This window comes from Tsukamurella strandjordii (assembly GCF_039525985.1).
Classification (GTDB): Bacteria; Actinomycetota; Actinomycetes; order Mycobacteriales; family Mycobacteriaceae; genus Tsukamurella; species Tsukamurella strandjordii.
The window spans coordinates 1-19736 of the sequence record NZ_BAAAII010000010.1 but is presented as its reverse complement, the minus strand read 5'-3'; the positions used below and the strand labels follow the sequence as shown (position 1 = coordinate 19736).

Genomic DNA, 19736 nt, shown 5'->3' with positions numbered 1-19736 from the left:
TGGCAAGGATACCGGGTCTATTTGAGTAGTTCGTCGATGTAACACCAGCGCCAGGACTCCCCGGGCTGGAAACTGCGGATCACGGGGTGGTTGGTGTGCTCGTGATGGGCCGTGGCGTGCTTGCCCTCGGAGCTATCGCAACAACCCACGTGTCCGCAGGTCAGGCACAGTCTCAGGGCCACGGGATTCTCGCCCGCCGCGACGCATTCGAGGCAGTTCTCGCTCAGCGGAATCGGATCGTTGAACGAATCGGACACACGGAGGTGATCGCACTCGTCGGACGTCCACGGCGGGGTCAGCAGTTCGGCCACGGCCACGCGCTCGCTGCGGTTCGCCGAGACGGTGAGCATGGCCTCCTCGACGTCGAGCATCGCCAGCACCTGCTCCAGCACCTCGTGGTCGCCCTGCCCGTTGTCGCGCAGCCGCAGCACCTCCGCGCGCTCGGCGTCGAGCATCTGCAAGCGCACCTCGCGGACCTGCGCCGCCGGGGTGTCGTGGGATTCCGGGCCGAGCCGCTCCCAGAAGGAGCGCTCGCGGCTGATGGCGCGCTCGCGGATCCCGTCGATCACCGGCGCGGGGACGGTGTTCTGCGGGCTCGCCTCGATCTGGTCGAGCCGCTCCAGGCCGGCGTTGATGGCCGAGCGCATCACCACGGCCTGCTGCAGGGCGTCGGTGCGGGCGTTGGGGCCGCGCACGTGCAGCACCCGGGCCAGCGCGGGCAGCGTCGAACCCTGGATCAGCAGGCTGCCGGCCACCACCGTCATGGCGGCGAACAGCAGCACCTCCCGGTCGGGGAAGTCGAGCGGGAGGATGAACGCCGCCGCCAGGGTGACCACCCCGCGCATCCCCGCCCAGGACAGCACCGTCACCTCGCCCACGTTGAGCCGCTGGGCGGTCTCGTCCACTCGGACCGCGACGAGCGCGGCGGGCGCGCAGAAGACCATCCGCGCCAGGATCACGGTCACCATGACGGCGGCGCAGGTGGTGAGGATCAGCGGCCAGCCGATCGGCGAGGCGTCGGCGCCCTCGAAGATGGTGCGCATCTGCAGGCCGATCAACAGGAAGACGGCGTTCTCCAACAGGAACTGCACCGTGCTCCAGTTGATCCGCGCCGACATCCGGCCCACCGCCGTCTGATCGGTGGGGGCCCAGAAGCCGACGATCAGCCCGGCCACCACCACCGACACCACGCCCGAGGCGTGGATGTGCTCGGCCGGCAGGTAGGCGATCCACGGGCTGATCAGCGTGATGCCCGTGGTGAGGATCGGATCGGTGACCCGGCGCAGCGCGTAGCGGATCAGCATCGCGGCCAGCACGCCCACCGCGACACCGCCCACGGCGCTGAGCGCGAACGAGCCGAGCACCTGCCAGAAGCCGATGGTCCCGGCCACCGCGGCGATCGCCGTGCGCAGCAGCACGATGGAGGTGGCGTCGTTGAACAGCGATTCACCCTCGAGCAGAGTGGTCACCTTGCGGGGCAGGCCGATGCGGCGGCCCACGGCGGTCGCGGCCACCGCATCGGGCGGCCCGACGATGGCGCCCAGCGCCAGTCCCGCGGCGAACGGGATGTCCAGCAGCCAGGACGTGACCACGCCCACGGCGGCCGCGGTGAACAGCACCAGGCCCACCGAGAGCATGCCGATCGGGCGGATGTTCTCCTTGAAATCCACCAGGGAGGCCCGCGACGCCGCGGCGTACAGCAACGGTGGAAGCAGGCCCAGCAGAACCACATCCGGGTGCAGCGGCACCTCGGGGATCTGCGGGATGAACGAGGCGGCGATACCGATCACGGTGAGCACCAGCGGCGCGGCCAGACCGAGTCTGTCGCAGAACGCACTGACCACCAGAACGGTCGCTACCAGGGCGACCAGCCCAACTGCGAGCTCCATGGCGATAGTCTGACACTGAAGTAACGCAGACCGCTCAGGAGGACATAGACATGCCCATCGCAACCCCCGAGGCCTACCGGGAGATGCTGGACCGCGCTCGGAAGGGCGGTTACGCCTTCCCTGCCATCAACTGCACGTCGAGCGAGACGATCAACGCGGCCATCAAGGGCTTCGCCGACGCCGGCAGCGACGGCATCATCCAGTTCTCGACCGGTGGCTCGGAGTTCGGCTCGGGCCTGGGCGTGAAGGACATGGTGACCGGTGCCGTGGCGCTGGCCGAGTTCGCGCACGTGGTGGCCGCGAAGTACGACGTCACCGTCGCGCTGCACACCGACCACTGCCCCAAGGACAAGCTGGACGGCCTGGTCCGCCCGCTCATCGAGATCTCGCAGGAGCGGGTGAACAACGGCCAGAACCCGCTGTTCCAGTCGCACATGTGGGACGGCTCGGCCGTGCCGCTCGACGAGAACCTGGAGATCGCCCAGGAGCTGCTGGCCAAGTGCAAGGCCGCCAACATCATCCTGGAGATCGAGATCGGCGTGGTCGGCGGCGAGGAGGACGGCGTCGAGAACGAGATCAACGACAAGCTGTTCACCAGCAACGAGGACTTCGGCAAGACCGTCGACGCCCTGGGGGCCGACGGCTACCTGCTGGCCGCCACCTTCGGCAACGTCCACGGCGTGTACAAGCCGGGCAACGTCAAGCTGCGTCCCGAGGTGCTCCGCGACGGCCAGGCCGTGGCCTCGGAGAAGCTGGGCCTGCCCGAGGGCAGCAAGCCCTTCTCCTTCGTCTTCCACGGTGGCTCGGGCTCGCTCAAGAGCGAGATCGAGGAGTCGCTGAGCTACGGCGTGGTGAAGATGAACGTCGACACCGACACCCAGTACGCCTTCACCCGCCCGGTGGCCGGCCACATGTTCAGCAACTACGACGGTGTGCTGAAGATCGACGGCGAGGTGGGCAACAAGAAGACCTACGACCCGCGCGCGTACCTGAAGAAGGCCGAGACCTCGATGGCCGAGCGTGTCGTCGAGGCCTGCAACGACCTGCACTCGGCCGGGAAGTCGATCAGCGCGAAGTAGTACCCGCTAGGCCAGGGCCACGCCCACGACCACGGCCAGCACCAGGAACACCATGACCGCGGCCGCCGCCCATTCCGGGCCGGTGAGCCGCGGTCGTGCGTGGGGGGCCGGGTGCGGTTGCGGCGCCGGTGGTGCCGGGGCGGCCGCCGCGACGGGAGCGGGAGCCTGCGGTGCGGGAGCGGCGGGCCGTGCGGGCTTCGCAGCCTGCGGCGGCAGCGGCCGGCGCAGGGTCTCGGCGTTCGGGGCGATCTGTCGCTGCGGCGCGGGCTGTCCGGGCCGGGCCGGGCTGCGCGGGGTGCGCGGCGGCGGCTTGATCCGGGACGAGCCGCGCGCGATCTGTTCGGTGTTCGACGGTGCCTGCGGCTGCGGCACTTCCGAGTAGGCCAGTTTCGGGGCCGACGGTGCCGGGCTCGGCTTGCGCATCGGGGCCGCCTGCGTGGACGGTGCCGGGGGCTGCTGCGGGCCCGGGTTCCCGCCGGGTGCTGCTGCCGGGGTGTTCGCGGCGGGGCCGCTCGCCGGGGGCGCCGCGTCGGCCGGGCGTCCGGTGCGCCGCGTGGGGTGGTCCGAGGGCGAGGTCATGGGGCGCCCATCTGCGTGCACACCTTCCAGGCCCCGTCGCCGTCCTTGGACAGGTTCAGGGTGTTCTTCACCTTGGCGTCGGGCTGGCCGGAGTAGTGCACCTCGACCTGGACCTCGGCGCGATCGTCCTGGATGGCGACGGCCTGCAGGCTGTCGAGCTCGGGGAGCAGGCCGTCGGCCTTGGCGTTCGTGTGCACCCGCTGGAACTCGTCGGGTTCGATCCCGTCGTAGTACTGCTTCGCGGCGCCGCAGGTCTGCTCGCGCAGTGCGGTGAGATCGCCGCTGTTGACGGCGCCGACGAAGGAGGTGGTCGCGGCGGCCGCCTGCTGGCGCGGGTCCGACGGATCGGTCGTGCTGCCGCCACCGGTCAGCAGCAGCACCGCGGCGACGATCGCGGCGATCACCACCACTGCGGCCGCCACGATCCACTTGGTGCGACCGCCCGACTTCTCCGGCGGCGTGGTGCCCTGCGCGGTGGGCGCGTAGTACTCGGGGACCGACCGCTCGGCGGCGGGTGCGGGCGGCGCGTCCGGCGTCGCCGGCGCCTGCTCGGTGGGTGCCGCCGCGGCAGCGGAGGCACCGGACAGCGGGATCATCTCGGTCGCGGGCGTCGCGTCCGGCAGCTCGTTCCGCTCGGTGTCGATGACCGCCTGGTCGGGCTGCGCGGTCGCGACGGGGATGGCCTCGGTGGCCGCCTCGTCAGTGGTGTCGTCAGACTCGGAGGCGTCCTGCTCCGGTGCGGGCGCCTCGGTAGCGGGCCGCTCGACGACGGGGATCGCCTCGGCCTCGGCGTCAGCGTCGTCCTCCGGTGCGGGCGCCTCGGCCTCGGCCTCGGGGTCGGTCGCGTCGGCGTCCGTCGAAGGCGCGGTCGCGGCGGGGCCGACGGTCCGCAGCGGTGACGGCGCGGCCGTGTCCGGCGCGGTGTCCTCCGCGTCGTCGGCTGCGGCCTCGGGCTCGTCGGCTGCGTCCTCGTCCTCGGCGACGTCATCCGTGGTGTCCGCGTCGTCGGTGACCGCGCCCTCGGTCGCCACGACGGGTGCTGAGGCGACCGGTCCCACAGTGCGCAGCGGCGAGGGCGCCTCGGCCGTCTGCTTCGCTGCCTCCTCGTCGGCCTCGTCGGCCTCGTCGGCCTCGGCGCTGGCCTCCTCGGCGGTCTCCGGCTCCGAGTCGGCCTCGTCGGGAGTCGCGGTGTCGTCGCGCTCGACCTGATCACGCTGCACCACCGGGATGGCCCGGGTCTCGGCTTCGCTCGGCGCGGCGGCCTCGTTCTCGGCCTCCGCGGATTCCGTCGATTCCTCGGTCTCGGCGGAGTCCTGAGCCTCGGGCTCCTCGTCCTTCGCGGCGCCGGCGCGCTGGGCTACGGGGATCACCCGGGTCTCGGCCTCGGAGGCGCTGACGGCCTGGGGGCGCGCCGGCTGCTCCTCGGCCTGAGCCTCGCCGGACTGAGCCGCGTCGGCCTCGTCGGGCTTCGCGGCCGCGGCGAACGCGGTGGTCTCGGCCTCGCTCGGCGCGGCGGGCGGCGCCGCGGACTCGACGAGCTCGGCGAGCGAATCGGAATGCGAGGGCGTCACCGCGTCGCCGGGGGCGCTGCCGAGCGCCTTCGCGGCATTCGTGGCGCGGGCGTCCGGACGAGCCGCCTCCCGCGTCTCGCGGAACGTGCGATAGGCGGAGTACGCGTTCTTGGCGCCTTCGGAGACCCGCGGTGCCACCTGATCCCGCACTCGCGAGAACGCCCGCCGGTATGAATCCCGCGCCATTGATCAGCCATCCCCTCAGTCACCGTCGAACGTCCTCCGCAGTCGGCACGCCGCGTGCGGAACACCTGACAGACTAGCCGCCCGCCCTCGTGCAAGACTGGGACCATGACGTCGTTCGGTGATCTCCTCGGCCCGCCCCCGGTGCTCCTCGACATCGACGAGGAACCCGAATTGCAGCTGACCAAGGGCCGCCCGGCGGTCGAGGTCGCGGCCGAGAACCCCACGTCCTCGCTGGCCTGGGCCACGCTCGCGGAGGCCGCCCTCGCCGATGGCCAGCCCGTCGCGGCGTACGCGTACGCCCGCACCGGCTACCACCGCGGCCTGGACCAGCTGCGGCGGCAGGGCTGGAAGGGCTTCGGCCCCGTCCCGTACAGCCACGAGAACAACCGCGGCTTCCTGCGGGCGGTCGCGGCGCTCGCACTCGCCGCCAAGACCATCGGTGAAGAGGACGAGTACCTCCGCTGCCTCGACCTGTTGAACGACAGTGACCCCGAAGCCGCCGGCCGGCTCGGCCTCGCCGACTAGTCGCCTCCGGCGGCGGCACAACGAGCTGCCGCAGGTCATCCAGAGCCGCACCCGGCGGCTGTGGAGTTCCAAGCTGCCGATCCTGCAGTGCGCGCTCGCCGCGGGCATCGCCTGGTACATCGCGAACGACCTGGTCGGGCACGTCTCGCCCTTCTTCGCGCCGATCGCCGCGGTCATCTCGCTGGGACTCTCGCTCACCCAGCGGCTGCGCCGGTCGCTCGAACTCGTCGGCGGCGTCACCGTGGGGATCGGCGTCGGAGACCTGCTGGTCAGCCAGATCGGCACCGGACCGTGGCAGCTGGCCCTCGTGGTGGCGATCGCGATGTCGGTCGCCGTGCTGGCCGATCGCGGGCCCCTGGTGCCGATGCAGGCCGCCTCGTCTGCGGTCCTCATCGCCACGCTGCTGCCGCCCGGCTCGGCGGCCAGCTGGAACCGCATGCTCGACGCCCTCATCGGCGGACTCGTGGGCGTGGTGATCGCCGCGCTGATCCCGAACAACCCCGCGCGCCGGCCCCGCAAGGACGCCGCGAAGGTGCTCGACACCATGCGCCGCGTGGTGGCCTCCATCGCGGCCGGACTGACCGACGGTGACCGTTCCTCGCTGGACTGGGCCCTGGAGACCGCCCGCTCCACCCAGCCCGATCTGGACCAGCTGACCGCCGATCTGGCGGGCGGCATCGAGATCGCCAAGGTCTCGCCGGTGTTCTGGAGCTCCCGCGGCCGGATGGACCGGTTGCAGGCGATCGCCGATCCGCTGGACAACGCGGTGCGCAACATCCGGGTGATGGCGCGGCGCGCGATCGCCTCGAACCAGGAGGGCGAGCGGATCGACCCGGCGCTGATCACCGAGGTCGGCAGGCTCGCCGAGTCGTTCAAGATCCTGCGGGACGTGGTGCTGGCGGAGCCGGGCGCGAAGCCCGATCAGGCGGACGCGGCGCGGGTGCTGCGGTCGGCGGCGCGGCGCGCTAACCAGTTGCACGTCGAGGACGGCGGCTCGCTCAACGAGATGGTGATCTACGCGCAGCTGCGCTCGACGATCGTCGACCTGCTGCAGGTCGCGGGCCTCAAGCGCACCTCGGCGATCGCGGTGCTTCGCGCGCGTCCCAAGCCCGAGCAGCCCACCTGAATCAGCTGATCAGCAGCCAGTCGTCGGTGTGCCGGTAGAAGGTCGAGCGGGTCACCACCGTCGGATCGGTGCGGCCGTCGCGGGTCACCACGAGCTCCAGGCCGCCGGTCTGTGCGGCGCGTCCGGTCACCCACTTGCGGCGCATGCCCTTGGCGAGCCGCGCCCGCACACCGGCCCCCTCGCCGGTGGGCTCGACGATGATCGCCTTCGCCTGCCCGGTGAACAGCTTCTCCGAATCCACGAAGGTCTCGCCGGTCAGCGGCCCACCGTCGGGTCCGGTGATCCGGGCCTGGCCCACCAGCACGAAGCCGCGGTCGTCGCGGATCAGCGGCACCGAGCGCGGCGCGCCGGTCAGCGGATCGCCCGGCGGGTAGATCGCCGACGCCCGCGAGTTCTCGGACGGCGCGAAGGCCACCTCCACGTCGAGCCGCTCGGCCGCGAGCAGCCGCGCGATCACGGCCGCGAGCAGCTCATCCGGGCCGGCCACGACGAGTCGCTTGGGGTACGGCATCTTCTTCTTGAGTTCGGCCTTGACCGAATCCAGGTCGACGGTGACGGTCTCGAGGTCGCGCAGACTTCCGGGGATACGGACGTCTGGCGCACGCAGCACGACGGTGCTCTGGGTCACGGAGCTCACCGCACCTACTGTAAGGTCGCAGTACGGCTCACAAGAATTCGAGGTGAATCCAGTGCTGGATTGTGAGCCGGAAGGAGATCGTTCATGCCCGCGATCGTGCTGATCGGCGCCCAGTGGGGCGACGAAGGTAAGGGAAAGGCCACCGACCTCCTGGGGGAGAAGCTCCAGTGGGTGGTGCGGTACCAGGGCGGCAACAACGCCGGCCATACCGTGGTCCTCCCGAACGGCGACAAGTTCGCACTCCACCTCATCCCGTCGGGCATTCTGACCCCGGGCGTGAAGAACGTCATCGGCAACGGCGTGGTGGTCGATCCGTCGGTCCTGCTGCAGGAGCTCGACGGACTCGAGGCCCGCGATGTGGATACCTCGAACCTGCTGATCTCGGCCGATGCGCATCTGCTGATGCCGTACCACGTGGCGATCGACAAGGTCACCGAGCGCTTCCTCGGCAACAAGAAGATCGGCACCACCGGTCGCGGCATCGGTCCCTGCTACCAGGACAAGATCGCCCGCGTGGGCGTGCGGGCGCAGGACGTGCTCGACGAGTCGATCCTCACGCAGAAGGTCGAAGCGGCACTGGAGTTCAAGAACCAGGTGCTCACCAAGATCTACAACCGTCGCGCGCTCGACCCGCGCCAGGTGGTCGACGAGACGCTGGAGCTCGCGGAGAGCTTCAAGCACCGCATCGCCGATACCCGGCTGGAACTGAACCTGGCGCTCGAGCGCGGGGAGACGGTGCTGCTGGAGGGCTCGCAGGGCACCCTGCTCGACGTCGACCACGGCACCTACCCGTTCGTCACCTCGTCGAACCCCACCTCCGGCGGCGCGTCGGTGGGCTCGGGCATCGGTCCCACCCGGATCACCACGGTGCTCGGCATCCTCAAGGCGTACACCACCCGCGTGGGCTCGGGCCCGTTCCCCACGGAGCTCTTCGACGAGTGGGGCGAGTACCTGGCCAAGCACGGCGGCGAGGTGGGCGTGACCACCGGCCGCGCGCGGCGCTGCGGCTGGTTCGACGCCGTGATCGCCCGGTACGCCACCCGCGTCAACGGCATCACCGACTACTTCCTCACCAAGCTCGACGTGCTCAGCTCGATCGAGAACGTGCCGATCTGCGTGGCCTACGAGATCGACGGCGTCCGCTACGACGAGATGCCCACCACCCAGTCGCAGGTGCACCACGCGAAGCCGATCTTCGAGACGATGCCCGGCTGGTGGGAGGACATCTCCGGCTGCCGCACGTTCGAGGAGCTGCCGCAGAACGCGCAGAACTACGTGCTGCGGCTCGAGGAGCTCTCGGGCGCGCACATCTCGTGCATCGGCGTGGGCCCGGGCCGCGACGAGACGATCGTGCGCCGCGCCATCGTCTAGGCCGCACGTCCGGGCGGATCGCCCGGTGGTGAGACGGTCCTCACAGCGTCCACGGGTAGCGGCCGCGGGGTTCCGGCCTTAGGGTTACCAACGTTGGCCGAACAGCAACCTTGGTTGTTGATATTGCACAGCGAAACGCGGTGCCGGCCTTCGGAACTCGGGTCTCCGGCGATGCCGTCGCGGAGGCTCATCTCCCGTGCCGGTCCTCTCATCCCCTGGGGCGCTCATGCAGCTGAAGACGTGGAAGTCCATCCGTAGTGGCGCGCTGACATCGGTGCTCGCCGCCGCCACCGTGGTCGGGGTGGTGGGTGCCCAGCTCGTGGCCCCGCCGACCGCGGAGCGCGCGGCGCCGACCGTCGAATACGTCCTCACCGCGGGTGATCCGACCGACGGTGCCAGCGCCTCGTCCGGCGCGGATTCGTCCGGATCATCCTCCACCGCAGACGATTCCAAGGGGGCCGCCGCCGCGGGCTCCGGCGACACCGCCGCCGCGGCCGGGCCGGCCACGGCCGATGCGCCCACCGCCGACGAACCGAAGACCGACACTCCCAAGGCCGGGTCCTCGACGGCCGGATCGTCCGCGACCGAGTCGACGGACGGTCCGAAGACCGAAACCCCCAAGACCGAAACCCCCAAGACCGAAACCCCCAAGACTGAGGCGCCCAAGACCGAGGCGCCCAAGACCGAGGCGCCCAAGACCGAGACGCCCAAGACCGAGGCGCCCAAGACCGAGACGCCCAAGACCGAGGCGCCCAAGACTGAGGCGCCCAAGACTGAGGCGCCCACGACCGAGACGGCCACCACCGCGCCGACCACCAGCGCGTCGACCACCACCGCGTCGGCCACCGGCGCCACCGCACCGTCCGACGGCGCGACGTCGGCGGATGCGTCGAAGCCGACGATCACACCGTCCGCGGGCTCGGGCGCTGCCACGACCGTCCCGGCCCCGCAGAGCCCGTTCGTGCAGCTCGCACAGTCCCTCGGTGGCGCCGTGGGCGGCCTCCTGGGCACCGGTGCGGGCGGCGTGGTCGGCGTGGTCGGTGGCGCCGATTTCGCCACCCCCGCACGGACCTTGGGCTCCTCGCTCGGCTCCGCGATCGCGGCGGTGGCCGCCGGTGCGGTCGAGGGTGCGGCGGGCGAGCTGATCGGCTGGAACCACGGACTGGACCTGATCGGCGGCGGCCTCGGCATCGCGGGTGCCACGGTCAAGGGGCTGACCACGGAGCTGGCCCGCAGCCTGCCGGGCGTCGGCGGCGCCGTCCTCACCTCCGCCGAGCAGGTGCTCGTGCCGCTGTCCAAGACCGTGGCCGGAGCCACCGGCACGGCGGTCGGCGGCGCGATCGGAACCTCGCTGGCCGCCGTCGCCTCCGCTGCCGCCTCGGTCACCGGCGTCGGCGTGGTCCTGGTGCCCTTCCTCGCCGCGGGCCTGCCCTACGCCGGCGCCCGCATCGGCGGATCGATCGGCGGTGTCGTGGGCGATGTGGTCGGCGACGCACTCACCGGCGGCTTCAAGGCCGCCGCCGCGGGCGGCGACATCGGTGGGATCATCGGCGGCGGTATCGATTCCGCGACCTCCGGCACCCCGCTGCTCGCCGCGCTGCGGGCCTCCGCCGACGCCGCGCTCAAGGGTGCCGGACAGGCCGGCCCCGCAGGCGCCGTGGTCGGCGCCGCGACGCAGTTCCCCACGCTGGGCGCAGCGGTCGGCGAGCTCATCGGCAAGGTCGGCGCGTCCCCGTTCGACGTCCCGGGACTGCCCCGGATCGTCGGACCGACGGCCGAGCTCATCGGGCGCACGATCGGTGGCGGCATCGGCGGCGCCGCGAACCTCGCCGTCGGCACGATCGGCGGCCTCATCGGCGTCACGCTCGGCAAGGAGAAGTAGTGCGCCGCACGCTCTCCGCCGTGGTGGCGGTCGCGCTTCTCGCCGCGGGAGGATGCTCGGGGTCCGGCGACGAGGCGCCCGCGAGCGCCTCCGCCGCGACCGATATGACCCTCGACGAGTACCTCAAATCGCACGGGGTCACCGTGGTCGCGCAGACCGCCGCCGACCTCAAGGGTGTGCGCATCGCTGTCCAGCAGCCGCCGAACTGGTTCGTCGACAGTGCCTTCCAGCTCCCGAACACCTTCGCGGTGATCGCCAACACCCGCGCCACCAGCGACGGTTTCACACCGAACGCCACCGTGCTCGTGCACCGGCTCACCGGCGATGTCGATCCCGCCGAAGCGGTCCGCCGCGGCCCCGTCGACACCACGCGGTACCCCGGATTCCGGCAGGACGCCGTGCAGGTGGGCACCCGCGACGGCGACCCCTCGTCGACGATCAGCGGCAGCTACGACGACGGTAAGGGCCGCCGGCTCGCCGTCTCCTCGACCTACGTCATCCACAGCACCAAGGATCAGCGCCTGGCGGTCCAGCTCCTGGTGACCACCACCGACAAGCAGGCGAACGACCTGCGCGGCGATGTCCGGACCCTCACCGACGGCCTGAAGATCACCGACGCCTGACTGCGCCGATCCGCGGAAATCGATACGCCCGCGATAGGTGGCGGCTCGTAGCATGGGGTCATGCGTGTCCTGGTCGTCGAAGACGAGCTGTATCTGGCGGAGGCGGTGCGCGACGGCCTCCGCTTGGAGGCGATCGCCGCCGACATCGCCGGGGACGGCGATACCGCGCTGGAGTTGCTGGGCGTGAACTCCTACGACATCGCGGTGCTGGACCGGGACATCCCCGGACCGTCGGGCGACGAGATCGCGGCGAGCATCGTGGCGTCCGGCACGGGTATGCCGATCCTCATGCTCACCGCCGCCGACCGGCTCGACGATAAGGAGTCCGGCTTCGAGCTGGGTGCCGACGACTACCTGACCAAACCCTTCGAACTGCGGGAGCTGGTGCTGCGGCTGCGCGCCCTCGACCGCCGCCGGGCGCACAGCCGCCCGCCGGTGCGGGAACTGGCGGGGCTGCGGCTGGACCCGTTCCGCCGCGAGGTGTACCGCGACGGCAGGTACGTGGCCCTCACGCGCAAGCAGTTCGCGGTCCTCGAAGTGCTGGTCGCCGCGGAGGGCGGCGTGATCAGCGCAGAGGAACTGCTGGAGCGGGCCTGGGACGAGAACGCCGACCCGTTCACCAATGCCGTGCGGATCACGGTGTCGGCGTTGCGGAAACGCCTCGGGGAACCGGGCATCGTGGCCACGGTGCCGGGCGTGGGCTACCGCATCGACACCGGCGGGGTCGCCGATGCCTAGGCGGCCCGGGCTCAGCGTCCGCCTCAAGCTCACGCTCAGCTATGCGGCCTTCCTCATGGTGGCCGGCGGGCTGCTGCTGGCCGTGGTGTGGGTGTTCCTGCTGCGCTACGTGCCCGAGGTGATCGCGGTCCCGTATCCCGGGCCCCGGGAACCGGGCTCGGGCGCGGGCCCGCAGCTGATGGGGATCCCGAATCGCGCCGACCTGCAGACCGCGTTCGCGCCCAAGGCCTTCCTGATGCTGGGCTTCCTGCTGGTCTTCGGTCTGATCGGCGGGTGGCTCCTGGCCGGCCGCATGCTGGCGCCGCTCACCCGGATTACGCACGCCACGCGGCTCGCCGCGGACGGCTCGCTCGCGCACCGGATCCAGCTGGAGGGCAGCGACGACGAATTCCGGGAACTGGCGGACAGTTTCGATGCGATGCTCGCGCGACTGGAGGCGCACATGGCCGAGCAGCAGCGCTTCGCCGCCAACGCCTCGCACGAGCTGCGCACTCCGCTCGCCATCACGCAGACCCTGCTCGAGGTGGCCCGCAGCGATCCGAAGCGCGAGGACGACGAGCTGGTCGAGCGGCTCCACTTCGTGAACACCCGCGCGATCGATCTCACCGAGGCGCTGCTGATGCTCAGCCGCGCCGACCGCCGCTCCTTCGCCCGCGAGCCGGTCGACCTCTCGCTCATCGCGGAGGAGGCCGTCGAGACCCTGCTCCCACTCGCAGAGAGCCGCGGCGTGGGTCTGGAAGCATCCGGCGACATCACCCCCACCGCCGGCTCCCCGGCGCTGATCCAGCAGGTGGCCACGAACCTCGTGCACAACGCGATCGTGCACAACCTCCCCGAGGGCGGCAGCGTACGGGTCGACACCCGCACCGACTCCGGCAGCGCGATCCTCACGGTGGAGAACACCGGCCCGCCGCTCAGCCCGCAGGTGGTGGCCACCCTCACCGAGCCCTTCCAGCGCGGCACCGGCCGGATCAGCGGCGACCACGCCGGAGTCGGGCTCGGCCTCGCGATCGTGGACCGCATCGTCCGTGCGCACGACGGTGCGCTCGCCCTCACGCCCCGGCCCGACGGTGGCCTCCGGGTCACGGTGCGCCTGCCCGCCGCGCCCTGACCGCGTCGAGCGTCCGCACCGCCAGGAGATCGCCCGCGTCCGCCGCACCGACGGAGGCGGCGCGGTCGGCCATCGCCGCGATGCGGTCCGGCGCGAGCAGGAGTGGGACGAGCGCCCGTTCGATCCATGCCGCATCGAGCGCGGCATCGTCGATCACCACCCCGCCACCGGCCGCGACGGCCGGTTCGGCGTTGCGCCGCTGCTCGCCGCCGCGCAGCGGGAGCGGGACGTAGGCCGCGGGCAGGCCCACGGCGGCGAGCTCGGCGCAGGTCATCGCGCCGGCGCGGCAGATCGCGAGATCGGCTGCGGCGTAGGCGTATCGCATCGCGTCGACGTAGGGCACGGCGACGTATCCGGGACCGGACGGCGGCACGTCGCGGCCGGGGCCGGTGATGTGCAGGACCTGCACCCCCGCACGCAGGAGTGCCGGCGCCGCGGCGGAGGCGGCCGCGTTGATCGTCTCGGCGCCCTGGGAGCCGCCGGTCACCAGGAGGACGGGGCCGTCCGCGCGGAGCCCGAACCGCCCTCGTGCCGCCGCGCGCACCGCGCCGCGGTTCAGCGCTGCGATCTCCGGCCGCAGGGGGATGCCGAGCACCGTGGCGTGCGGCAGCCGCACGCCGGGGACCGCGGTGAAGACGCGGTCCGTCAGTCGGGCGCCGATCCGGTTCGCGATGCCGGGGAACGCATTCGCCTCGTGCACCAGGATCGGGATGCCACGGCGGCGGGCCGCGAGGTACGCCGGGAGGGCGACGTAGCCGCCGAAGCCCACCGCGACCTCTGCACCGGTGCGGTCGAGCACCGCACCGGCCGCGCGGACCGCCGCCGCGAGCCTGCCCGGGGTGCGGAGCAGCTCGACGCCGAGCGAGCGTGGAAGCGGTACCGGCGCAATCAGTGCGAGCGGATACCCGCGTGCCGGGATCAACGCGGTGTCGAGTCCCCGAACGGTGCCGAGGGCGGTGATCGCGGCCGCGGGTTCCCGCCGGCGGATCGCGTCGGCGAGGTTCATCGCGGGTTCGATGTGCCCGGCCGAGTGGCCGCCCGCCACCACGATCCGGGGTGGAGCCTCCGGGGTCATGCCGCGCGGTGTCCCACGGAGACCGTGATCGGGAAGTCGAAGTACGTGTTCGGGAAGGGCTCGTCGCGCAGCGTGTAGTGCCACCACTCGCTGGGGTAGCGCAGGAATCCGGCGTCCTCCATGACCGCGCACAGGCGGCGGCGGTTGGCCGCCGCCTCCGGTGGGACGCCGGGGGCCCCGTGGTGCGAGAGCGCATCCATCAGATCGTGGCCGCCACCCATATCGGCGAGCTCGCCGGTGTCGCGGTGGTACAGCGTGAGATCCACGGTGCTACCGCGGCTGTGCCCCGAACGCTCCGCCACGTAGCCCCCGTCGAACATGCCGCGCTTGTCGATGTTCGGGTAGTGCCGGGCCTTGGTGCGCCCGGTCTCGGGCTGCCGCGACCACCGCACGAAGTGGTCGACGGCCCGCTGCGGCCGGTACCCGTCCCACAGCAGCAGGCCGAAGCCGTGCTCCTGGGCGTGCTCCTGCGCGGTCCGCAGGGCCGCGCACAGGGCGCGGGTGCCCACGATCCGGTTCGCCAGGTAGCCGTCCACCGGTCTGCCGGTGAAGTTGTCCCACGTGGCGTATTTGGCGTCCCAGCGGATCCCGGGGACGTACTCGTCGACGAAGACGAAATCGGTGTTCATCGTGCACCTCCTGTGCGGGCGAGGGAGACGAGCCGGTCGATGACCTCGGAGAGGGGAATGCCGGCGGCCGCCATCATCCGCGGATAGCGGCTGTACGAGGTGAGTCCCGGCAGGGTGTTCACCTCGTTGAGGACCACCGCACCGTCGGGCCGCAGGAACAGGTCCACTCGTGCCAGGCCCCGGCAGCCCAGCGCGCGGTACACGGCGATCGCGGTCTGCTGCACCCGCGCCCGCGATTCGGCGGGGATGTCGGCGGGCACGATCGGGGTCGAGTTCTCGGATCCGGTCTCGGGGGAGTCCTCCTGGTGGATGCGGAAGAAGCCGTGCGAGAGGGCGATGTGGTCCACCTCGCCGACGGTGAGGCCGCGGTCATCGCCCAGTACGGCGCAGCCCACCTCGCTGCCGGTGACGGCGGCCTCGATGAGCACCTTCGGGTCGTACTCCCGGGCGGTGGCGATCGCCCCGGGCAGGTCGTCGGCGCTGGTCACCTTGGTGACGCCGAACGATGATCCCGATCGGGCGGGCTTGACGAACGCCGGGAAGGGCAGTGATCGCGGTGCGGGCCGCTCGTCGGTCACCGTCCAGAACTCCGGCGTCGGGATCCCGGCGCTCGCGGCGACCACGTAGGCGAGCGACTTGTCCATGCAGACGGCGGAGCTCTGCACATCACATCCCACGTAGGGCACGCCGGACAGCTCGAACAGGCCCTGCACCGCACCGTCTTCGCCGTACCGTCCGTGCAGCACGGGCAGCAGCACATCGAGCCGGATGCTCCGGAAGCCGTCGCCGGCGCGCACGAGGAGTCCGTGATCGCCGCGGTCGGGGGACAGCAGTACCGGCACCGAATCCGCTCCGTCCCAGCCCTCGTCGGGTCCGGAACACAGCCGCCAGGCCCCGTCACGGGTGATCCCGATCCAGAAGGGCTCGTAGCGGGCCGGATCGAGATGCTGCGCCACCTCGCGCGCGGACTTCACCGAGACGGGGTGCTCCTCGGACATTCCGCCGAAGACCATGCCGATCCTGGTCCTGCTCATGCGATCTCCCGCTTCTCGAAGTTGACGCAGTTGATCAGGCTGTTCTCCACCGTGTCGCGGAGCGCGTGATCGGTGAAATAGGCGGTGTGCGGGCTGATCACGGCGTTCGGCAGGTGCTGCAGGCGCAGCAGCGCGGAGTTCTCGACGGGGTGCTCGCGGCGGTCGGAGTAGAAGATGCCGTGCTCACCCTCGATCACGTCCAGACCGGCGCCGCCGAGACGGCCGCTCTCCAACGCGTCGACGAGGGCATCGGTATCGATCAGCGCGCCGCGGCCGGTGTTGATCACGATGGCGCCCGGCTTCATCCGCCCGATGCGCTCGGCGTCCAACAGGTGGTGGGTCTCCGGGGTGAGCGGGGTGTGCAGCGTGACGATATCGCTCTGCGCGAGGAGATGATCGAGATCGACGTGGCCGTCGTGGGCCCGGATGTCGGAGGTCAGGGTCCGGCACCCGAAGCCGGTGAGCCGGTCGAGGACGGCGCCGCCGATGCGGCCCGCGCCCACCACGCCGACGGTCAGATCCCGCAGCTCCCGGCCGCGGCGTCCGCTGAGCCGGTAGTCGTGGGAATCGGTGCGCCGCACCATCGCCTTGGCATCGCGGATCGCCATGAGCATGAGCATCAGGGTGTAGTCGGCCACGCTGTCGGGCGAGTAGTCGACGTTGCCCACCGTGATCCCGATGCCGGCGGCGTAGTCCACATCGATGTGGTCGAAGCCGGCGCTGCGGGTGGAGACGTACCGCACGCCGATCCGGCTCAGCGCCAGCAGAACGGGATTCGGCACCGGGGTGCGGTGGCCCACGCTGATGGCGCGCCGCCCGAAGGCCAGGAGGACGTTCTCCTCCGACAGGGGCATCTCGGTGATGATGAGGGGCACTCCCCACCGGGGAGCGGCCGTGCGGAACAGGGCGGCCTCGTCGTCCACGCAGCCGTAGACGGTGATGCCGGTGGGGCGCGGTGCACGGACCGCGATCGGAGCGATCGTCGACTGGGTCATGCACCCAGTCAACGAGGCCGGGTGTTGCCGGGGCGTATGCGTTTTTCGATACGTCGGCGATATCCCGGCGTCAGCGCAGGGTGGGGTCCCCCGCGCGGACGACCTCGACCTCGTCCCGCGACGGTGCATGGGCGCCCGCCCGGCTCACCGTGAGCGCGGACGTGATCACCGCGCGGTGCAGCGCGGGCTGGACGTCGCTCCACTGCGCGGACCGCAGTCGCCGGGCGGCGTACCGCGATCCCAGGTAGCCGGCCTCCAGCAGGCCCGAGACGAGTCCGGCCATGAACGAGTCACCGGCGCCCACGGTGTCCGCGACCTCGACGGTCAGCTGGTCCACGTGCAACATGTCCCGGTTCCCGGCGAGCAGGGCGTAGGCGCCCCACGGCCCGCGGGTCACCACCACCAGTGCCGGACCGGCGGCGATCCAACGGCGCATCACGTCCTCGACCGGCTCACCGGGGTGCAGCCAGGCGATGTCCTCATCGCTGGCCTTCACCACGTCCGCGAGGCCGATCAGCTCGGTGATCCGCGGCAGCACCGCCTCGGGCGTTCCCATGAGCGCGGGCCGGATGTTCGGGTCGTAGGAGATCGTGGCGTGGTCGCGGATGCGGGCGGCGATGTCGCGCACACCGTCGGCCCCGGGAGCGAGCGTGGCCGCGAAGCTGCCCGTGTGCAGGTGCCCGTACCGCTCGAGCCCACCCACCGGCGGCACCCGCCAGCCGAGGTCGAACTCGTAGGTGGCCCGGCCCTCGGCGTCGAGGTGCGCGTACGCGAGTGGTGTGGCCGGCGCACCGTCGGTGCCCGGAACGATCTCGACCCCCGCGCGGGCGGCGGCGTCGGCGATCCGCGCGCCGCGTTCGTCGCGGCCCCACCACGACAGGATCGAGGCCGGGTCGCCCAGCGTCGACAGGCCGCAGGCCACGTTGAACAGGCTGCCGCCCACGTGCTCGGCGGGCTCGGTGCCCTCGCGCAGCACGACGTCGACGAGGGCCTCGCCGAGGCACAGGGTCCGGTCGGTCATATCAGTGTCCCTTCGTGGCCTGCGGAGCGTCGTCGTCGGCGCCCACCGCGGCCTCCATCTCTTCGAGCGGGACGCCCGTGGTCTCCGGCATCACGCGGATCACCCAGACCAGCTGGAGGATCATCACCACGAAGAATATGGAGAAGGTCGTGCCGCCGCCCAGCGCGGGTGGCCGTTTCCCCGCGGAACAACGGGGCGAACGCGCGGCGACGGATCTGCGGCGTGCTTCCGGGCGGGTCGGTTTGCCATGATGGTCCCCATGACGAACCTCACCGAGACCGGCGGAAACCCCAGGATCGGCACCGCCCTGACGCCCGGAGCGACGAAGGTGCTGCTGCTCGGGTCCGGTGAGCTGGGCAAGGAGGTGGTGATCGCCTTCCAGCGCCTCGGGGTGGAGACGATCGCCGTCGACCGGTACGCGGACGCGCCCGCGATGCAGGTGGCTCACCGCAGCCACGTGATCGACATGACCGACGCCGCCGAGGTGCGCCGCGTGATCGACGAGGAGAAGCCGCGGTACGTGGTCCCCGAGATCGAGGCGCTCGCCACCGATGCGCTGATCGCGGTCGAAGAGGAGGGCGTCGCCGAGGTGATCCCCACCGCGCGGGCCGTCTCGCTGACGATGGACCGCGAGGGCATCCGCAAGCTGGCCGCGGAGGAGCAGGGCCTGCCCTGTTCGCCGTACGCCTTCGCGTCCACGGTCGAGGAACTGCGCGCCGGAGCGCGCGAGGTGGGCTTCCCGTGCGTGGTGAAGCCGGTGATGTCCAGCTCGGGCAAGGGGCAGACGGTGGTCCGCACGCCCGACGAGGTCGAGGCCGCCTGGGAGGCGGCGGTGACCGGCGGTCGGGTCCGCAACGAGCGGGTGATCGTGGAGGGATTCGTCGACTTCGACTACGAGATCACGCTTCTCACCGTGCGCGTCTTCGACGCCGAGCGCGGCAAGGTGATCACCCGGTTCTGCGAGCCGATCGGGCATCGCCAGCAGGGCGGTGACTACGTGGAGTCGTGGCAGCCGCAGCCGATGAGCCAGGCCGCCTACGACGCGGCGACCTCGGTGGCCGGGCGGATCACCACGGCGCTCGGCGACGGTGGCGCGGGCGGACGGGGCGTGTTCGGCGTCGAACTGTTCGTCAAGGGTGACGACGTGTACTTCTCGGAGGTCTCACCGCGGCCGCACGACACCGGTCTGGTGACGCTGGGTTCGCAGCGGCTCTCCGAGTTCGAGCTGCACGCCCGCGCCGTGCTGGGCCTGCCCGTCGACTCCTCGCTGATGTCCCCGGCGGCCTCCGCGGTGATCTACGGCTCCAAGGACAGCTCGTCGGTGGCCTTCGACAACGTGGCCCGCGCACTGGATGTGCCGGAGACCGACATCCGGCTGTTCGGCAAGCCCGAGGGGTACGCCAAGCGCCGCCTCGGTGTGGTGGTCGCGACCGCCGACACCGTTGAGCTGGCGCGGGCGAACGCCCAGGAGGCCGCGAACCGCGTGAACGTGGTCGACAGCGCCGACCCGGTCGATCCGGGTGCGCCGGCCACGGTCGCGGTCCCCGTCCAGCGCCCGCAGGTGCAGGAGGACATGTCGACGCGCGCGATCCCGACGCAGCGTCCGGCGGCGCCCGCGTCGCCGCCCCCGGCAGCACCGCCCGCGTCGCCGCCCCCGGCAGCACC

General features: G+C 71.6%; 19 protein-coding genes. 9 read left to right on the top strand and 10 right to left on the bottom strand.

All coding sequences use genetic code 11. From position 1 onward, the window contains the following. Positions 1–17: 17 nt before the first annotated feature. Complete coding sequence (locus tag ABD108_RS17925) at positions 18–1889, bottom strand: Na+/H+ antiporter (RefSeq protein WP_220656744.1); 1872 nt, start codon at positions 1887–1889, stop codon at positions 18–20. Between the two features lie 50 nt (positions 1890–1939). Here ABD108_RS17925 and fbaA point away from each other — a divergent pair, with 50 nt between their 5' ends. Continuing rightward, on the top strand, positions 1940–2968 hold the full coding sequence (fbaA, locus tag ABD108_RS17920; RefSeq protein WP_220656743.1) for a class II fructose-bisphosphate aldolase: 1029 nt from the start codon (positions 1940–1942) through the stop codon (positions 2966–2968). 6 nt (positions 2969–2974) lie between these two features. Here fbaA and ABD108_RS17915 read toward each other — a convergent pair whose 3' ends face one another. Next, the gene (locus tag ABD108_RS17915; protein WP_343930979.1) at positions 2975–3547 is read right to left on the bottom strand and encodes a hypothetical protein; all 573 of its coding nucleotides are present in this window, start codon (positions 3545–3547) and stop codon (positions 2975–2977) included. Beyond that, positions 3544–5304, bottom strand: a complete 1761-nt coding sequence (locus ABD108_RS17910) for an Rv0361 family membrane protein (protein ID WP_343930978.1) — start codon at positions 5302–5304, stop codon at positions 3544–3546. Before ABD108_RS17910 ends, ABD108_RS17915 begins: the two co-directional genes overlap by 4 nt. 105 nt (positions 5305–5409) lie before the next feature. Here ABD108_RS17910 and ABD108_RS17905 point away from each other — a divergent pair, with 105 nt between their 5' ends. Both ABD108_RS17905 and ABD108_RS17900 read left to right on the top strand, forming a co-directional pair. After that, the gene (locus ABD108_RS17905; RefSeq protein ID WP_220656740.1) at positions 5410–5829 is read left to right on the top strand and encodes a DUF3151 domain-containing protein; all 420 of its coding nucleotides are present in this window, start codon (positions 5410–5412) and stop codon (positions 5827–5829) included. Next, positions 5789–6955, top strand: coding sequence for an FUSC family protein (locus ABD108_RS17900; RefSeq protein ID WP_220656739.1), 1167 nt, complete (start codon positions 5789–5791; stop codon positions 6953–6955). The genes ABD108_RS17905 and ABD108_RS17900 overlap by 41 nt, the downstream gene beginning before the upstream one ends. Before the next feature lies 1 nt (position 6956). Here the strand turns inward: ABD108_RS17900 and ABD108_RS17895 are convergent, their stop codons facing one another. Further along, positions 6957–7592 carry a hypothetical protein gene (locus ABD108_RS17895; protein ID WP_220656738.1) on the bottom strand — a complete coding sequence of 212 codons (636 nt, stop codon included), beginning with the start codon at positions 7590–7592 and terminating at the stop codon, positions 6957–6959. 84 nt (positions 7593–7676) lie between these two features. On the opposite strand from ABD108_RS17895, the gene ABD108_RS17890 reads away from it, so the two are divergent. From ABD108_RS17890 to ABD108_RS17870, 5 genes are all read left to right on the top strand, one after another. Then, complete coding sequence (locus tag ABD108_RS17890; RefSeq protein ID WP_220656737.1) at positions 7677–8963, top strand: adenylosuccinate synthase; 1287 nt, start codon at positions 7677–7679, stop codon at positions 8961–8963. Positions 8964–9189: 226 nt separating this feature from the next. Beyond that, entirely contained in the window at positions 9190–10845 is a 1656-nt protein-coding gene (locus ABD108_RS17885; RefSeq protein WP_343930977.1) for a hypothetical protein, read from the top strand. Continuing rightward, positions 10845–11468, top strand: a complete 624-nt coding sequence (locus tag ABD108_RS17880) for an LpqN/LpqT family lipoprotein (protein WP_343930976.1) — start codon at positions 10845–10847, stop codon at positions 11466–11468. The genes ABD108_RS17885 and ABD108_RS17880 overlap by 1 nt, the downstream gene beginning before the upstream one ends. Positions 11469–11528: 60 nt before the next feature. Continuing rightward, entirely contained in the window at positions 11529–12206 is a 678-nt protein-coding gene (locus ABD108_RS17875; protein ID WP_220656734.1) for a response regulator transcription factor, read from the top strand. Continuing rightward, positions 12199–13317 carry a sensor histidine kinase gene (locus tag ABD108_RS17870; protein ID WP_343930975.1) on the top strand — a complete coding sequence of 373 codons (1119 nt, stop codon included), beginning with the start codon at positions 12199–12201 and terminating at the stop codon, positions 13315–13317. The genes ABD108_RS17875 and ABD108_RS17870 overlap by 8 nt, the downstream gene beginning before the upstream one ends. Here ABD108_RS17870 and ABD108_RS17865 read toward each other — a convergent pair. From ABD108_RS17865 to ABD108_RS17840, 6 genes are all read right to left on the bottom strand, one after another. Continuing rightward, complete coding sequence (locus tag ABD108_RS17865) at positions 13289–14392, bottom strand: UDP-N-acetylglucosamine--N-acetylmuramyl-(pentapeptide) pyrophosphoryl-undecaprenol N-acetylglucosamine transferase (RefSeq protein ID WP_343930974.1); 1104 nt, start codon at positions 14390–14392, stop codon at positions 13289–13291. The genes ABD108_RS17870 and ABD108_RS17865 overlap by 29 nt on opposite strands. Beyond that, positions 14389–15021 (bottom strand): D-Ala-D-Ala dipeptidase VanX, encoded by a 633-nt coding sequence (vanX, locus tag ABD108_RS17860; RefSeq protein WP_343930973.1) that lies wholly within the window; start codon positions 15019–15021, stop codon positions 14389–14391. The genes ABD108_RS17865 and vanX overlap by 4 nt, the downstream gene beginning before the upstream one ends. Beyond that, complete coding sequence (gene vanA, locus ABD108_RS17855; protein WP_343930972.1) at positions 15018–16055, bottom strand: D-alanine--(R)-lactate ligase; 1038 nt, start codon at positions 16053–16055, stop codon at positions 15018–15020. The genes vanX and vanA overlap by 4 nt, the downstream gene beginning before the upstream one ends. Continuing rightward, positions 16052–17050 (bottom strand): D-isomer specific 2-hydroxyacid dehydrogenase family protein, encoded by a 999-nt coding sequence (locus tag ABD108_RS17850; RefSeq protein ID WP_343930971.1) that lies wholly within the window; start codon positions 17048–17050, stop codon positions 16052–16054. Before ABD108_RS17850 ends, vanA begins: the two co-directional genes overlap by 4 nt. 70 nt (positions 17051–17120) lie before the next feature. Next, on the bottom strand, positions 17121–18071 hold the full coding sequence (locus ABD108_RS17845; RefSeq protein ID WP_343930970.1) for a PfkB family carbohydrate kinase: 951 nt from the start codon (positions 18069–18071) through the stop codon (positions 17121–17123). 1 nt (position 18072) lies between these two features. After that, positions 18073–18195, bottom strand: coding sequence for a hypothetical protein (locus ABD108_RS17840; RefSeq protein WP_343930968.1), 123 nt, complete (start codon positions 18193–18195; stop codon positions 18073–18075). A gap of 135 nt (positions 18196–18330) precedes the next feature. On the opposite strand from ABD108_RS17840, the gene purT reads away from it, so the two are divergent. Beyond that, positions 18331–19736: formate-dependent phosphoribosylglycinamide formyltransferase (gene purT / locus ABD108_RS17835; RefSeq protein ID WP_343930967.1), on the top strand; the 1406-nt coding region annotated here is incomplete at its 3' end.

Coding starts and splice junctions, on each gene's coding strand:
- ABD108_RS17905 (WP_220656740.1), top strand. CDS start 5,410: ATGACGTCGTTCGGTGATCTCCTCGGCCCGCCCCCGGTGCTCCTCGAC.
- ABD108_RS17885 (WP_343930977.1), top strand. CDS start 9,190: ATGCAGCTGAAGACGTGGAAGTCCATCCGTAGTGGCGCGCTGACATCG.
- vanX (WP_343930973.1), bottom strand. CDS start 15,021: ATGAACACCGATTTCGTCTTCGTCGACGAGTACGTCCCCGGGATCCGC.
- ABD108_RS17850 (WP_343930971.1), bottom strand. CDS start 17,050: ATGACCCAGTCGACGATCGCTCCGATCGCGGTCCGTGCACCGCGCCCC.
- ABD108_RS17845 (WP_343930970.1), bottom strand. CDS start 18,071: ATGACCGACCGGACCCTGTGCCTCGGCGAGGCCCTCGTCGACGTCGTG.
- ABD108_RS17915 (WP_343930979.1), bottom strand. CDS start 3,547: ATGACCTCGCCCTCGGACCACCCCACGCGGCGCACCGGACGCCCGGCC.
- ABD108_RS17870 (WP_343930975.1), top strand. CDS start 12,199: ATGCCTAGGCGGCCCGGGCTCAGCGTCCGCCTCAAGCTCACGCTCAGC.
- ABD108_RS17925 (WP_220656744.1), bottom strand. CDS start 1,889: ATGGAGCTCGCAGTTGGGCTGGTCGCCCTGGTAGCGACCGTTCTGGTG.
- fbaA (WP_220656743.1), top strand. CDS start 1,940: ATGCCCATCGCAACCCCCGAGGCCTACCGGGAGATGCTGGACCGCGCT.
- ABD108_RS17875 (WP_220656734.1), top strand. CDS start 11,529: ATGCGTGTCCTGGTCGTCGAAGACGAGCTGTATCTGGCGGAGGCGGTG.
- ABD108_RS17840 (WP_343930968.1), bottom strand. CDS start 18,195: ATGATCCTCCAGCTGGTCTGGGTGATCCGCGTGATGCCGGAGACCACG.
- ABD108_RS17865 (WP_343930974.1), bottom strand. CDS start 14,392: ATGACCCCGGAGGCTCCACCCCGGATCGTGGTGGCGGGCGGCCACTCG.
- vanA (WP_343930972.1), bottom strand. CDS start 16,055: ATGAGCAGGACCAGGATCGGCATGGTCTTCGGCGGAATGTCCGAGGAG.
- ABD108_RS17910 (WP_343930978.1), bottom strand. CDS start 5,304: ATGGCGCGGGATTCATACCGGCGGGCGTTCTCGCGAGTGCGGGATCAG.
- ABD108_RS17890 (WP_220656737.1), top strand. CDS start 7,677: ATGCCCGCGATCGTGCTGATCGGCGCCCAGTGGGGCGACGAAGGTAAG.